Below are 12,408 nucleotides of genomic sequence, written 5' to 3' on the forward strand. Positions count from 1 at the left end.
TTGCTCTGCTTGGGCTTGCCCGCCACGCCGGCGTCCTCCAGGTCGATCTCCGTCGATGCCTGGATCACAGTACTCATCACGGGTGTCCTCCATGATCAGGAGTTACACCGTTGTTCTTACACTCCCCCAGCGGATGTCCGACGAGCGGCTGCGGGCCCGCGCCCACACCCGCGAACACGGTGAGGACGCCGCCGAAATCCGCGATTGGACGTGGGCCTGACGGTCCGACGAGACAAGCCTGGAAGGCAGCTTCGTGCCTTCCAGGCTTGTCGTGTGTACGAGAGCCTTGATGATCGTGACCACCGACGTATGGGAGTCACCTCTGCGTGAGGCGGTGCGGCGACGCGGAGATACGCCGGCCGGAGAGCTGCTCGGCTTCGACCACGATGTAGTGGTCCCTGTTGCCAGGCGCCCAGGGTGTCAGCGGAAGCGCTGCAAGCTGGGCGATCTCGCCGGGGTCGGTGACCGCCCGGGCGTGCCCCACGACGGTCACCGACCAGCCGGTGCGCGCCTCGGCGTCGAACTCGTCCGCCTCGAAGGCGACCACCGCGTTGCGGGTGGCTGCGGCGAGCTTGGAGCCGGACCCCGTGCGGATCACGATGCTCTCACCGTGAAGAAGGAAGGTGACAGGCTGCACGGCCGGCAAAGCCCGGTCAGTGAATACGATCCGGCCGATCGGCGTGGACGCGAGCAGACGCAGGCACTCAGCGTGGGAGAGCACCTGCAGGCCGGATGAGTCGAGTTCCATGCTCCCAGCCTTCCCGCTCGGGCCCAGCACAGGTAGGGACAAAAGCCCCGACATTGCTGGTGATCGCCCCAGCGGGAGGTTCTGGCCGAGGATGACATCAGCGTGGTCACGGCTCCAGAGATCGGGGAATGGAGTCGGACGGCCCGTAGGGCTGCTGAGTGTGCCCGCGGGCGTCGTAGATCTTCACCCACTTGATCGACGGGAACTGCTTGAGCGTGGGCTTGATCTGATCGGCGATGGTGAACGTCGATCCTCCACTGGTGATGTGGCCGGTGAGGTGCACCCGGGCGGTCCCGTTCTTGATGGTGAGCTTGCTGAAGCCGATGGCCTTGGAATCGACGAAGCGCAACCCGCGCGCCTTCTCAGCCTGGGTGGGGCCGGCGAACAGACGCTGAAGGGCGCCGTATGCGGTCGCCGGTGGGATGGCCGGCCGCTGCACGGCTGTCGTGTACGGCCTGCGTCCGGTGTTGTAGTTGGCGGTGTTGAGGAAGTAGTCGCGTACCGGCACGGTCCGGTACGGCGTGGCGATGTCGACGACGACGCGGCTGGGCCACCTGAGTGTGTAGACCCGGTAGGGCGTGCGCTTGGCCAGCGCGGCGCCGAACGTGAGCGTCGCCTCGAAGTCGCCGGTGTTGACGACCTGGATGATGCCGGGCAGTGCGTAGGTCCTGCGGGTCGGCCCGTAGGTGACATGGCCGTGGCGGTCGTGGCCGTCGGCGTGGCCGAAGCGGATCTGCAGCAGCGCGTCGCCAACTGCGGGCACGTGTCGGCCGGAGCCGTCGGCGATCAGCTTGGGCACGTAGCGGACGTCGCGCCTGGCGGGCACGCCGCCGCGGAACTCGAAGACCAGCCGGTCGAGGCCGTCATGGTGCGCGGCTCGGATGCCGATCAGGGTGGGGGCGCCGGCGTGCTGGGTGATGGCCTGCGCCGGTACGGCGAGCAGGCCGGTGGACGTGGCCACCATCGCGGTGGCGACGAGGGGACGGATCGGGAGCATGTCGATCATCTCTTCTCCTGTGAGTGCTCCTGATCTCAGAGTGCTCTCCACCACCGCCGGACAACAGCGGCGAACGTCCTCAATCTCCATGCCTATTGGCTGATGGGACGGACTGCTGAGGGCAGTCCGGGACGAAGGTCCTTCCGTATAGGGCCATTTGGCGCTTGGTCTGCGGCGATCTCAGGAGTGTCCTTGAAAGGACACAAGGGAGTAACCATGATCCTGGTTGGGGTGGACGGCTCGCAGGCCGGACTTGTAGCCGTCGGTTGGGCCGCGCGAGAGGCGGCGCTGCGCGGAGTGCCACTCACCGCGGCTCACGCCATGCCGCGGTGGGCGTACGAGACCACGACCGGCCGCTATGCCGAGGTGGCTCGCTGGATGTGCGAAGGCGGCAGAAGCGTCCTGGCCGCGGCCGAGGAGCGGGCACGCCGGGAGCAGCCGGAGATCGAGGTGAGGACGACGTTCCTCCCGGATGATGCGCGCGTTGCCCTGATCGCGGCGGCGAAGGACGCCGAGCTGCTGGTCGTCGGCAGCCACGGACTCGGGGGCGTGCGCGGGATGCTGGTCGGCTCGGTCGCCTACGGCGTGGCCGGGCACGCACCGTGCGACGTCGTGGTGGTTCGCGAGCCTTCCTCGCCGCCCGGTGCGGAGGTCGTTGCCGGGGTCGACGGTTCGCCGGCGTCGTCGAGGGTGCTGGAATTCGCCGCCGCCGAGGCGCGGCTGCTTGGAGCACGGCTGCGGGCCGTGCACGTCAGGGCGTATCCCAATCCGGGCGCCTTCGGCCTGGTGGAGCAAGAGGACGGCGGCGACGATCTGCTCGTCCTGAAGAAGACGATCGCCGCCCTTCGCGATCGATACCCGGACGTCCGGATTGTCGAAGAGGTCGTGCACGGCCATCCCGCCGAGCTCTTGCGGCAGGTCGCGAGCGGTGCCGAATTGCTGGTGGTGGGCTCGCACGGGCACAGCACGTTCGCCGGCATGATCCTGGGCTCGGTCAGCCACGAGCTGCTTCACCGGGCTCCTTGCCCGCTGGCCGTGGTGCGGACCGCGCGATGAACGGCCGGTCTGAGGGCTGCGAGCCGCGGCCCAAGAGCTGGTGTCATGCCTTCCAGCTCTGCCGCCGTCGATGTCTGGGGGAGCCCTCGCCGGTGCCGGCTACGGAGAGTGCGACGGTCCAACGGCACGCAGTGTGGTGACCAAACCGTGGACGAAACCCTCTTGAATGATCCTGCTCTAAGGACTGTTGCGGAGGGTAGTTGGATTTGTGGGGGAGCGTCATCACGCAGCGCGGGCTCTGAGCCCGCAACCGTCACACGGGCGGGCGGTCGAGGGTGACTGCCCGCCCCGGACCGGTGGCCGCTGGGCATGGGTCGGGCAGTCCAGCGGGCTCCCCCTCACAGCGTGTGGCCCGCCGCCGCCATTATCTACAGTGACTGAACAACTACGCAATGCGTGCGTTGGTGGGCGGATCGAGCTGACGCAACGGGCTACCGGTGGACACACGCCGGGGATGTGGGCGGGCGGTTGGCGAATGCGGGGTGGTCGGCGGGGCGCAGACGCAGATGCACGCGGGATGCTCCGGTGTCCCAGTCAAAGGCGATGAGGTCACACAGGAACAGGACGACAGCCAGGGATGCGTCACTGCCGGTCAGGCCGGAGTGTGGGCTGAGACTGGCGGTGATCCGGTCATCGGTGATCGCGTTCGTCGGGTCGTAGAGGTGGAGGCTTACGCATGCCTGGTCGGCCCACAGGCTGAGTGTGGCGTCCGGGCGTGCGGTATTGATGAGGAGGAGGGCTGCCTCGTGGACGGCGAGCACAAGATCGGCAGCCCGGCAAGGACACAGCCCCTCGATCGTGGCGAAGGCGTGCACCCGTTGACGCAACCTCGCGGGGTTGTCTCGGAGGGGCGACGACAACGGGATGGGCAGGAACATGCGTCGCGCTCCTTCTATGTCTGTCAGCACCCGGGAGGTGGAAGCCTAGTCGCCGCGCAGTCGCCCTGAAGATTGTTGCAGAGTAGCTGAGCGGGCATTCTTCGTGTACGGACGGGGTGTTACCGGCTGATCCGTTGTGGGTGGAGACGTACACCGGGCTGCCGATGAGCCGGTTCCAGCGGCTGGTGCGAGTGGTGAAGAATCGAGGCGGCGAGGGGCCCGGTGGCGAGGGACCCGTGGGCGGCACCGGCGCCGCGGAGTTGATGGAGGTGGTGGCCATCTTGAAGCGGGTGAACCAGAGCGGCGGCCGCAAGGTGCCCGAGGGCGCGCCCACCGCTTTCGTGCCGGCCCGCTACGCCGAGTACCTGGCCAAGGCGCGCAAAGACGGTGATGAGACCGCCTACCGCCACTATTGGGAGTTGCGCGTGGTGCTGGCGCTGCGCGACGGGCTGCGCTCGGGGGATGTGTTTGTGCCGGCTCGCGCCGCTACGCTGATCCGGCCGCCTACCTGTACACGCCCGAGCAGTGGGCGCCGCGGCGTGCCGATTTCTGCAGGTTGGTCGGCAAGCCCGGCGATGCCGCCGAGGCGATCGAACAGGGCGAGGACGAACTGCTCGCCGCACTGGCCCACAGGTGCTGGCCCAGGCGTTGCCTGACGACACCGGCATGGTCCGGCTCGATGAGGACGACAAGCTGGTGATCCCGCCGCTGTCGGCCGAGGACGTGCCGGGCGAGGCCACGGAGCTGAGGGGGAGCTGGCCGGGATGCTGCCGTTCGCGCCGATCGCCTCGCTGCTGATCGAGTTGAACGTGTGCGCGCATTTGTGGACTGCTTCACCCATGCCGGCGGCCGCAAGCAGGCCCGCCCGGCCGATCTCAAGCGCAATATCCTCAGCGTGCTCATCGCCAACGCCACGAATCTGGGGTTGTCCAGGATGGCGGAGGCTTGCGGCATCCCGTATGACGTGCTGCGCTGGACGCAGGAGTGGTACGTGCGGGCCGAGACGCTGCGCGAGGCCAACATGGTCAACAGGTCGTCGTCAACTACCACCGGTGGGAGGCGGCAAGAGCATGACCGCGCTGGACATGACCGTCCACGGCGGCCAGGTGCTGTCATCCTGCACGCACGTGTCCGACCAGCACTCCACCTTCGGCACCAAGACATCGCACCGAAGCCCGCGAGGCGCATTTCGTGCTGGACGACTTTCTGAGCAACGCCACCGACCTCCGCCGTTCGAGCACCTGAGCGATACGAATGGCGTGATGCTCACCAACTGCGGTCTGTTCGAGCTGGTGGGCAAGCTGCTGTCCCCCGCACCCGCGACCTGGGCAAGATCGCGTAGATCCGGGACGAGACGCCCACGGAGACGGTCAAGCGCTACCCGCATGCAGGGCCGCTTCGAGCGCGAGCTGGAACGAAGACCTCATCACCGAATGCTGGCCGGATCTGCTGCGCATGGCCGGGTCGCTGAAATGCGGGCAGGCCACCGCCTCGCTGGTGGTGGGCAAGTGATCGGTCGCCTCCCGGCAGAACACCCTGGCGGCCGCGCTGAAGGTGTGGGACATGCTGCGCCGCACCCTGCACGCGCTGCGCCGGGGCCTGCATTACGCCCAGCAGGGTGCCGTCATCTAGCCGGCCCTGGCCGATCAGGTGTGGTGTCTGACCGTGTTGACAACGCCGTCATCACCTGGACGGCAGAGTAGTACTCGCTGGCCGTGAGGCAGTTGCGCGCCACCGGCCGGGACGTGCCAAAGCTGCTGGCCCACATCTCCCCGGCGCACAGCGAGAACGTCAACTTCTTCGGGGTCATCACCGTGGATGTGGAGGCGGAGCCGGCCGAGCTGGACGGTGGCCGCTGCCGTCCGCAGGCGATGCAGGAGACCAGCTGATCCCCAAGTGATCGCCGCTTGTGGTCGACTGCAGGACGTGACCGCCCTTGCCGGGGGGCCGGGTGCTCGACCTGAGCACGGGGGCGCCCGTGATCTTAGGTGAGGCGGCTTGCCACTTCAGGGCGGCGCAGCTTCGGCGCTGCAGTTCCCTGCCGTCGAGCGGCGGGGTCTCGGATGAGATACCCGACACTTGACACACGAAATTTGTGTCGTGAATAATAGAGCATAGTTCGAGGGGGAGTACCCGACTCGTTACCGCACCGCCGTCAGTACGGGCCCAGCCATCCGGGCCCCGGCGGGGCAGCCACCGCCTTAGCCGGTGGCCCCGGGGAGACCGTCGGCCACAGAGCGCCGCCGCGCAGCGCGCGGCGGCCTGGTCGAGGAGGTCTGCTCCGTTGTCTGTCACCTGGTGGGCCTGGGCCGCGGTGCTGCTGGCGGTGGCCATCATGTTGGCCATCGACCTGCTGCTGCATCGCGACAATCACGTCATCGGCTTTCGTGAGGCGGCCATTTGGTCGGGCGTGTGGGTCACGGCCGGCCTGGCCTTCGGCGCGATCTTGTGGGTCTGGCAGGGCGGGCAGGTGGCCGGCACCTACTTCGCCGGCTACCTGATCGAAAAGGCATTGTCGATCGACAACGTGTTCGTCTTCGCGCTGATCTTCACCGCCTTCGCCGTGCCCGCCGCGCTGCAGCACAAGGTGCTGTTCTGGGGCGTCATCGGCGCGCTGGTCTTCCGGCTGGTGTTCATCTTCGTCGGCGCCGAGCTGCTGGAGACGTTCTTCTGGACCGCCTACCTGTTCGGCGCGTTCCTCATCTACACCGGCTACAAGATGGCCTTCCGGCACAACCAGCAGCCCCCGCCCGACCGTAACCCGGTGGTCCGCCTGATGCGCCGCGTGGTGCCGACCGACCCCCGCTACCACGGCGCCCGCTTCTTCGCCCGCATCGACGGCAGGTGGGTGGCCACGCTGCTGTTCGTGGTGCTGATCGCGGTGGAGGCGACCGACCTGATCTTCGCCATCGACTCGGTCGCCGCGATCCTGGCGATCACGACCAGCACCTTCATCGTCTGGACCGCCAACGCGTTTGCGATCCTCGGGCTGCGCAGCCTGTACTTCTGCCTGGCCGGGCTGCTGCGCCGGTTCGTGCACCTGCACTACGGCCTGGCGCTGCTGCTGGCCTTCGCCGGCGTCAAGCTGATCGCCTCGGGGACCCCGATCGGGAAGCTGCCCATCCCCATCACGCTCGGCGTGATCGCCGTCACCATTGGCGTCTCCATCGGCTGGAGCCTGCTGGCCACCCGCGCCACCGCCGCAACCGGCAGTGGCGGAAACGGCAGCGGCGGCACCGCCGCCACACATCCGCCTGCGACCTCCGGCACGAACGGGCGGCAAGCCGGTGCGGGCAACGCAGCAGCCGCCGACCGCAGCACCGTCGTCAACGACCCGTCGTGAACCTCCGCCCACGCAACGCCCCCGGGCGCGAGCGCCGCGGGGACAGGAAGGAACAACACCACCATGCGCAACCCACCCGCCACCGCCCAGCCCACTGCGGGCCCCGTGCCCCTGCCGGCGCGTACTGCCATCAGATCACCGACCGCCTGCCGGGCACCGGACCGGTGCTGGCCGTTCTCACCGGCGGCCCCGCCGACCTGGCCGTGGCCCGCACCGCCGCCACCTGGGCGGCCGGCACGGGCAGCCTGCTGATCGCCGTCACCGTGGTTACCAGTACCGGCTTCAGCATCAACCCGCTCCTGCACCAGGTACGGGCCCGCCGCCAGGATGCCGACAGCCTGGCCGTGATCGACCGACTCACTCCGATCCTGACCGCGTCCGGGGTTGCTTGGCTACGCACCATCGTGGCTGTGCCCACTCGTGCCGGCCCGACCCCCACGCTGGCCCCGGCCCTGCCGCTGGCCACGATCCGGCGCTTGGTCGACCGCTACGCCGGCCTGCAACAGGTCCGCGAGTATCCCGCGATCTCCCTGCTGCTGAGCACCACCCCGGTCGCCGAGCTCACCGGCGCCGACGCGCTCGGGCTGGACGCGCTGACCGCCGAAGCGGTGGAGCGGCTGCGCGGCGAACCGCAGTCCGCCGCGGCCACCCCGGCGATCGGCCGCCTGCACACCCTGCTCGGCCAAGCCCGGCACGGCCCCACTCGCCATGGGCCGGCCGTGTATGCCAGCGCCGGCAGCCAGGCGTTGATCCGGCTGCCGATCGGTGTACGCGACCGCGCCGTCGGCGATCCGACATTTGCCACCCGCGACCTGATCCGCGCGCTGCACCGCACCCCACGCCACCTAGTGCTGGCCCTCAACCCCGGGCAGCCCGGCTGCTGGAGACGCTGCCGACACCCTACTGCCCGCCGCCACCTCGGCCTTCCCGATGTCAGCGGGCCGCACCCCCACACGCGGCCGCGGCCGCGCCGACCGGCCCAGCCGGGAGTCTTCCGCCAGCGACTTTTCCGTCAGGTCGACGCCGCCCTCGGCGCCGACCTGCGCCTGCACCCCGCTCCGCTGGTGCTCGTCGGCGACGAGCGCACCACCGCAGCATTCAAACGGCTGTCGGCCAACTGTCAGCGGCTGGCCGGCATCGTCACCGGCAACCTGGCCGCCCCCGGCCGGCCGAGCTGACCGCCCACATCCGCACGGTGCTCGGTGCCTACCTGCACCGCCGCCAAGATGAAGCGCTTGCCCTGTTCCAGCAGCGCACCGCGGCCGGCCGCGTCGCGTCCGGAATGCCGGCCGCCAGTGGGCCGCTCGCAACAGGAGGCCCGAGATGCTCGCCGTCGACGACTCGCTCCATTACCCCGCCCGGCTGTCCGACGACGGCGACACCCTCACCCCGGCCGCCGACATCGACCACCGCGACGTCATCGAGGACGCCATGGACGAGCTCATCGAACTCGTCTGGCCGGGGGCGGCTGGATCGCCTTCGCCACCCCGCAAGCCCTGGCCGGCCATCAAGGCGTCGCCCTGGTCACCCGCCGCTGAGCACGCCGGTCGTGCATATCATGTCTTCTGTTTCGCGATATGACAGTCGTGCTTCTAGCCTGAAAGACATGCCGGACTGGACGTTCCTGACCAACCACGCCCACGTTCTGCTGTGCATCGCACGCGACCCCGGGGTGCGCATCCGCGACGTGGCCACCCGGGTCGGCATCACCGAACGGGCCGCGCAACGCATCCTGGCCGACCTGGTCGCCGCCGGATACCTGACCGCTATCCGCGAGGGGCGGCGCAACCGCTACCAGCTCAACCCGTCCCTGCCGCTACGCCATCCGCTGGAACGCGATCACCAGATCGGGGAGATCCTCGCGGTCTTCCACGCCACCGAAGCGCCCACGCCCAAGGCCAGGCCCGAAACGCTGACCGCACCGACGGCGGATGCACACCAGTAATCCGTCCACTGCGGCATATCTGGGGTGCCGGTAAGAAACGAGCTCACGCAGGGCACCGCCCGTCAAGCTCGCCGTGGGAGGGGAGACTGAGGTGCTCGGTCCGCTGCGCCCAGGCCAGATCTGGGGTGCGGACGTGGTCGAGCGCAGCCCGGTCAACGAAGTCCTGGCCGTCGTCTGCATCGATGGACGGGCTGGAGAGGGTGAGGTCGGTCTGTGGGGAAATGGCCACCGCCCCCATGGAGGGATCGCCTGCCTGCTTGAGCACGAGCTCCGCCGACAGCAGCAATGTGCCCCCGGCGGACCCACCCGCCAGGATGCACCCTGCTGTGCCTTGCAACGGACCCCGCCTGTGAACCCGCCACGGCCTGGGCGAACGGGCTTAGCGTACGTTCTCGTTTCATCCGGATTTCCGGCCTCGACGCTACTGCCTTGATCGCCTCGTGCTCCGACTCGTGGTTCTCCCGGCCCTCGCCAGCAGCCGCAACGCGCGCTGCCGAAACTCCGGCGGGAACTGACCTGGCATGGCTCCATCCTCCAATAGAAGTTGGAACTGAATCCAGGACGGTTCACATGCACCGCCACGTGAGGTCGTACGCGGACACAGGGGTGCGGCGAGTGAGCACGCGGCGTCGGCGGCGGTCAGCCGCGCCGGTGCCGCGGCAGGAGCAAGCTGACCACCGCGATGGCCAGGCCGAGCCCGGCCGCCATGAGGAAGACCAGGCCATATCCGGCGGCGAGGGCTGCGGCCGGGGAGCCCGCGCCGGCCTCCGACGCAGCTCTGGCGCCGGCAGCCGTCGCGAGCACCGCCAGGCCGATCGACCCGCCCGCCTGGCTGGCGGTTTGGGCCAGGCCTCCGATGATCCCCGCATCGCCCTCGGGAGCGTCAGCGGTCGCCACGGCCATGAGAGTGGGGAAGGTCAGCCCGATGCCGACCGCGATGAGCAGCGTAGGCCCGAGCACGCTGGTGCCATAGCCGCTGCCGGCATGAGCCAGGGAGAGCCAGCCGAATCCGGCCAGGAAACCAGCGCTGCCGGACAGCAACAGAGGCCGCACGCCGGTGCGTGGCAGCAAGACGGCGGCCCACCGCGCGATCACCATGAACATCACCGCCGCGGGTGTCTGCCCGAGCCCGGCTTGAAGCGCGCTGTAGCCGAGGACGTTCTGCAGGAAGAGCGACGTGAAGTACCACATCGCGATGGTGACTCCGCCGAACAGCAGCAGCATGCCGTTACCGACCGCCACCCCCCGGATCTTGAACAGCCGCAGCGGCACTATCGGCTGGGTGGCGAGGCGCGCCTCCACCGCGGTGAAGACGACGAGCAGGAGCAGGCCCGCCACAACCGGCCCGATGACCAGCCCGGACGACCAGCCGTGATCGGCGCTCTGCATGACCCCGTAGATCAGCGCGGCCAGCCCCGCCGTCCCGGTGACCGCGCCCGTGAAGTCGAGCGACTCTCGCCGGCTGCTTCGCGTACCGGCCAGCGACATTATCGCCGCGACGATCAGCATCGCGCCGATGGGCACGTTGATGAGGAAGACCCACCGCCACGACAGGCCGGTGGTGATGGCGCCGCCCGCGATCGCGCCGGCCAGCCCGCCCACACCGCCTGCGGCGGACCATGCGCCGAATGCCTTGGCACGTGTGTTCGGCTCGGTGAAGCTGGTGTTGATCACGGCCAGCGTCGCCGGGGCCATCATGGCGGCTCCGACGCCCTGCGCGAGGCGGGCCGCCACCAGGACCTCCGGAGCGGTTGCCAGGCCGCCGACCAGGCTCGAGGCGGAGAACAACAACAGCCCCGCGGCCAGCATCCGGCGCGGGCCGTACAGGTCGGCGGCGCGGCCACCCAGCAGCATCAAGCCGGCGAAGGTGAGCAGGTAGCCGTTCACCACCCAGGCCAGGCCAGTGGGTGTAAAGCCAAGGTCCTCGCGGACCGAGGGCAGGGCCACGTTCACGATGGACGAATCCAGGATCACCATGAACTGGCAGGCACACGCCAACGCCAGGACCAACCAGGAGGGCCCGGTGTGCGGCCTGGCCCGCTGCGTCTCGATGTTGGTTGTCATGACTTACTCCTGGCCAACCCGCCGCTCACGCGGTCCGGGAGGCCGTAGCGGCCAGGGCTTCGCGGGCGTTTCCCTTGCCCGCGGCGGCATCAGTGACGCGCCCGCTTCCCAGCAGCCGGATGGTGATCCGGGCCAACCGCTGCCCCTGGTATCTGGCCGCTTCCAGCACCGCGGCGTCCGGGCCGTCTCCAGTTGGGCCGGTCACATGCGAGGTGCCATAGGGGTTGCCACCGGCGGCGTACACGGCCGGATCGGTGAATCCGGGCGGAACGATCAGCGCCCCCCAGTGGTAGAAGACGTTGCCCAGCGACAAGATTGTGGCCTCGCTGCCGCCGTGCCGGTTGAATGCCGAGGTGAAGGCCGTGACCGGCTTGTCGGCCAATCCGCCTTCGTGCCACAACCCGCCGGCCTGGTCGATGAACTGCTTGAGCTGCGCGGCAGGAGCGCCGAACCGCGTCGGCGTCCCGAACGCGAATGCATCGGCCCACGCCAGGTCATCGATCGAGGCCTCAGGGGTTGACCCGGCGGCGTCGGCGTGCTGCCGCCACAGCGGGTTCTGGTCAATCGCGCTGTCGGGAGCCAGCTCGGCGACCCGCCGCAGCCGCACCTCGGCCCCGGCCGAGGCGGCGCCCTCGGCGACGGCCTGCGCGAGCGCGTGCACGCTGCCTGTCGCGCTGTAGTAGATGACGGCGACCTTCACGGTCATGCCCGGCTCCTCATTGTCGAGTAAGATTGGTTACGTGCATAATAGTTATGTGCATAATCAATGTGTCAAGGAGGAGCCCATGGACTTCGAGCACGCCGACGCCCTCAACCAGGCCATCCGCCTGTTGAGCCTGCGCCACCGAGCCAGGGCCGCATCGCTGCTGGCCCCGCTCGGCCTGCACACCGGTCAGGAGGCGCTCCTGCTCGAGCTCGACCGGACCGGCCCGATGATCCAGGCACAGCTCAGCGAGGCGCTCGGTTGCGAGCCGCCCAGCGTCACGCTCATGACCCGCAAGCTCGAAGCCGGCGGCCACATCCGCCGCACACCTGCCCCCTCTGACAAGCGCGCCAGCATCGTCGAACTCACCGACAGCGGCAAAGCTCTGGCCGACCAGGTCAAGCAGCTTTGGTGCGCTCTGGCGGAGGAGACCGTGGGCGGCCTGCCCGCCGAAACGGTGGCAGAACTCCCCGGCATCCTCAAAACCTTGACCGACAACGTGGACACCAGGCGCCCCACCACCCAGGCGGCGCCGGCACGGTCTAGCGCCGTGCGCTCACCCAGCAAGGCTTCCTAGATAACCGTTGTCATCTGGCAAGACGGCGATCACCGGTATAGCGCGACCTGGGCGGCCGTCGCCCGCAGGCAGGTTTCGTGTCCCGGCTATCCGGCAA

16 protein-coding genes are annotated in these 12,408 nt (G+C 69.0%); 9 read left to right on the forward strand and 7 right to left on the reverse strand.

Features of this window, described 5'->3' with window-relative positions; translation table 11 throughout:
- Nucleotides 1–316: 316 nt before the first annotated feature.
- Together KME80_RS26240 and KME80_RS26245 are read right to left on the reverse strand one after the other, a co-directional pair.
- A complete protein-coding gene (locus KME80_RS26240) occupies nucleotides 317–748 on the reverse strand; it encodes a pyridoxamine 5'-phosphate oxidase family protein (protein WP_219508860.1) in 432 nt (143 codons plus the stop codon).
- Nucleotides 749–854: 106 nt separating this feature from the next.
- Entirely contained in the window at nucleotides 855–1,754 is a 900-nt protein-coding gene (locus KME80_RS26245; protein WP_219508861.1) for a GerMN domain-containing protein, read from the reverse strand.
- 207 nt (nucleotides 1,755–1,961) lie between these two features.
- Here KME80_RS26245 and KME80_RS26250 point away from each other — a divergent pair, with 207 nt between their 5' ends.
- Nucleotides 1,962–2,801, forward strand: a complete 840-nt coding sequence (locus KME80_RS26250) for a universal stress protein (protein ID WP_219508862.1) — start codon at nucleotides 1,962–1,964, stop codon at nucleotides 2,799–2,801.
- Between the two features lie 431 nt (nucleotides 2,802–3,232).
- Here KME80_RS26250 and KME80_RS26255 read toward each other — a convergent pair whose 3' ends face one another.
- A complete protein-coding gene (locus tag KME80_RS26255; RefSeq protein ID WP_219508863.1) occupies nucleotides 3,233–3,679 on the reverse strand; it encodes a hypothetical protein in 447 nt (148 codons plus the stop codon).
- 140 nt (nucleotides 3,680–3,819) lie between these two features.
- Between KME80_RS26255 and KME80_RS26260 the strand changes: the two genes are divergently transcribed.
- Both KME80_RS26260 and KME80_RS26265 read left to right on the forward strand, forming a co-directional pair.
- Complete coding sequence (locus tag KME80_RS26260; protein ID WP_219508864.1) at nucleotides 3,820–4,335, forward strand: hypothetical protein; 516 nt, start codon at nucleotides 3,820–3,822, stop codon at nucleotides 4,333–4,335.
- A 155-nt stretch (nucleotides 4,336–4,490) separates the two neighbouring features.
- On the forward strand, nucleotides 4,491–4,889 hold the full coding sequence (locus KME80_RS26265) for a Tn3 family transposase (RefSeq protein WP_219508865.1): 399 nt from the start codon (nucleotides 4,491–4,493) through the stop codon (nucleotides 4,887–4,889).
- Nucleotides 4,890–5,049: 160 nt separating this feature from the next.
- Here KME80_RS26265 and KME80_RS50690 read toward each other — a convergent pair whose 3' ends face one another.
- Entirely contained in the window at nucleotides 5,050–5,244 is a 195-nt protein-coding gene (locus tag KME80_RS50690) for a hypothetical protein (RefSeq protein WP_246645815.1), read from the reverse strand.
- 150 nt (nucleotides 5,245–5,394) lie between these two features.
- Here KME80_RS50690 and KME80_RS26275 point away from each other — a divergent pair, with 150 nt between their 5' ends.
- The 5 genes from KME80_RS26275 (at nucleotide 5,395) to KME80_RS26295 (ending at nucleotide 8,967) form a co-directional block, all read left to right on the forward strand.
- A complete protein-coding gene (locus KME80_RS26275) occupies nucleotides 5,395–5,568 on the forward strand; it encodes a transposase (protein ID WP_219508866.1) in 174 nt (57 codons plus the stop codon).
- Nucleotides 5,569–5,963: 395 nt separating this feature from the next.
- Nucleotides 5,964–7,022: a TerC family protein gene (locus KME80_RS26280; RefSeq protein ID WP_246645816.1), complete on the forward strand. Its 1,059-nt coding sequence runs from the start codon at nucleotides 5,964–5,966 to the stop codon at nucleotides 7,020–7,022.
- A 164-nt stretch (nucleotides 7,023–7,186) separates the two neighbouring features.
- Nucleotides 7,187–8,200: a hypothetical protein gene (locus KME80_RS26285; RefSeq protein WP_219508867.1), complete on the forward strand. Its 1,014-nt coding sequence runs from the start codon at nucleotides 7,187–7,189 to the stop codon at nucleotides 8,198–8,200.
- Nucleotides 8,201–8,345: 145 nt separating this feature from the next.
- Nucleotides 8,346–8,603, forward strand: a complete 258-nt coding sequence (locus tag KME80_RS26290; RefSeq protein WP_219508868.1) for a hypothetical protein — start codon at nucleotides 8,346–8,348, stop codon at nucleotides 8,601–8,603.
- 25 nt (nucleotides 8,604–8,628) lie between these two features.
- Entirely contained in the window at nucleotides 8,629–8,967 is a 339-nt protein-coding gene (locus KME80_RS26295) for a helix-turn-helix transcriptional regulator (RefSeq protein ID WP_219508869.1), read from the forward strand.
- Between the two features lie 43 nt (nucleotides 8,968–9,010).
- On the opposite strand, the gene KME80_RS53295 is transcribed toward KME80_RS26295, so the two are convergent.
- The 3 genes from KME80_RS53295 to wrbA all read right to left on the reverse strand — a co-directional run bounded on the left by KME80_RS53295 (nucleotide 9,011) and on the right by wrbA (nucleotide 11,737).
- Nucleotides 9,011–9,304: an alpha/beta hydrolase fold domain-containing protein gene (locus tag KME80_RS53295; protein ID WP_219508870.1), complete on the reverse strand. Its 294-nt coding sequence runs from the start codon at nucleotides 9,302–9,304 to the stop codon at nucleotides 9,011–9,013.
- Nucleotides 9,305–9,606: 302 nt separating this feature from the next.
- Entirely contained in the window at nucleotides 9,607–11,031 is a 1,425-nt protein-coding gene (locus KME80_RS26305) for an MFS transporter (RefSeq protein WP_219508872.1), read from the reverse strand.
- Between the two features lie 25 nt (nucleotides 11,032–11,056).
- Nucleotides 11,057–11,737 carry an NAD(P)H:quinone oxidoreductase gene (gene wrbA / locus KME80_RS26310; RefSeq protein WP_219508874.1) on the reverse strand — a complete coding sequence of 227 codons (681 nt, stop codon included), beginning with the start codon at nucleotides 11,735–11,737 and terminating at the stop codon, nucleotides 11,057–11,059.
- A gap of 79 nt (nucleotides 11,738–11,816) precedes the next feature.
- Here wrbA and KME80_RS26315 point away from each other — a divergent pair, with 79 nt between their 5' ends.
- The gene (locus KME80_RS26315; protein ID WP_246645818.1) at nucleotides 11,817–12,311 is read left to right on the forward strand and encodes a MarR family winged helix-turn-helix transcriptional regulator; all 495 of its coding nucleotides are present in this window, start codon (nucleotides 11,817–11,819) and stop codon (nucleotides 12,309–12,311) included.
- The last annotated feature ends 97 nt before the right edge of the window (nucleotides 12,312–12,408 follow it).

The sequence above is a fragment of the Nonomuraea ceibae genome (assembly GCF_019396325.1).
In the GTDB taxonomy this organism is placed as follows: domain Bacteria; phylum Actinomycetota; class Actinomycetes; order Streptosporangiales; family Streptosporangiaceae; genus Nonomuraea; species Nonomuraea ceibae.

Bases quoted from the DNA above. Each gene is read 5' to 3' on its own strand.
- wrbA (WP_219508874.1), bottom strand. From the start codon at position 11,737: ATGACCGTGAAGGTCGCCGTCATCTACTACAGCGCGACAGGCAGCGTG.
- KME80_RS26240 (WP_219508860.1), bottom strand. From the start codon at position 748: ATGGAACTCGACTCATCCGGCCTGCAGGTGCTCTCCCACGCTGAGTGC.
- KME80_RS50690 (WP_246645815.1), bottom strand. From the start codon at position 5,244: ATGTCCCACACCTTCAGCGCGGCCGCCAGGGTGTTCTGCCGGGAGGCG.
- KME80_RS26255 (WP_219508863.1), bottom strand. From the start codon at position 3,679: ATGTTCCTGCCCATCCCGTTGTCGTCGCCCCTCCGAGACAACCCCGCG.
- KME80_RS26305 (WP_219508872.1), bottom strand. From the start codon at position 11,031: ATGACAACCAACATCGAGACGCAGCGGGCCAGGCCGCACACCGGGCCC.
- KME80_RS26245 (WP_219508861.1), bottom strand. From the start codon at position 1,754: ATGATCGACATGCTCCCGATCCGTCCCCTCGTCGCCACCGCGATGGTG.
- KME80_RS26250 (WP_219508862.1), top strand. From the start codon at position 1,962: ATGATCCTGGTTGGGGTGGACGGCTCGCAGGCCGGACTTGTAGCCGTC.
- KME80_RS26290 (WP_219508868.1), top strand. From the start codon at position 8,346: ATGCTCGCCGTCGACGACTCGCTCCATTACCCCGCCCGGCTGTCCGAC.
- KME80_RS26315 (WP_246645818.1), top strand. From the start codon at position 11,817: ATGGACTTCGAGCACGCCGACGCCCTCAACCAGGCCATCCGCCTGTTG.
- KME80_RS26295 (WP_219508869.1), top strand. From the start codon at position 8,629: ATGCCGGACTGGACGTTCCTGACCAACCACGCCCACGTTCTGCTGTGC.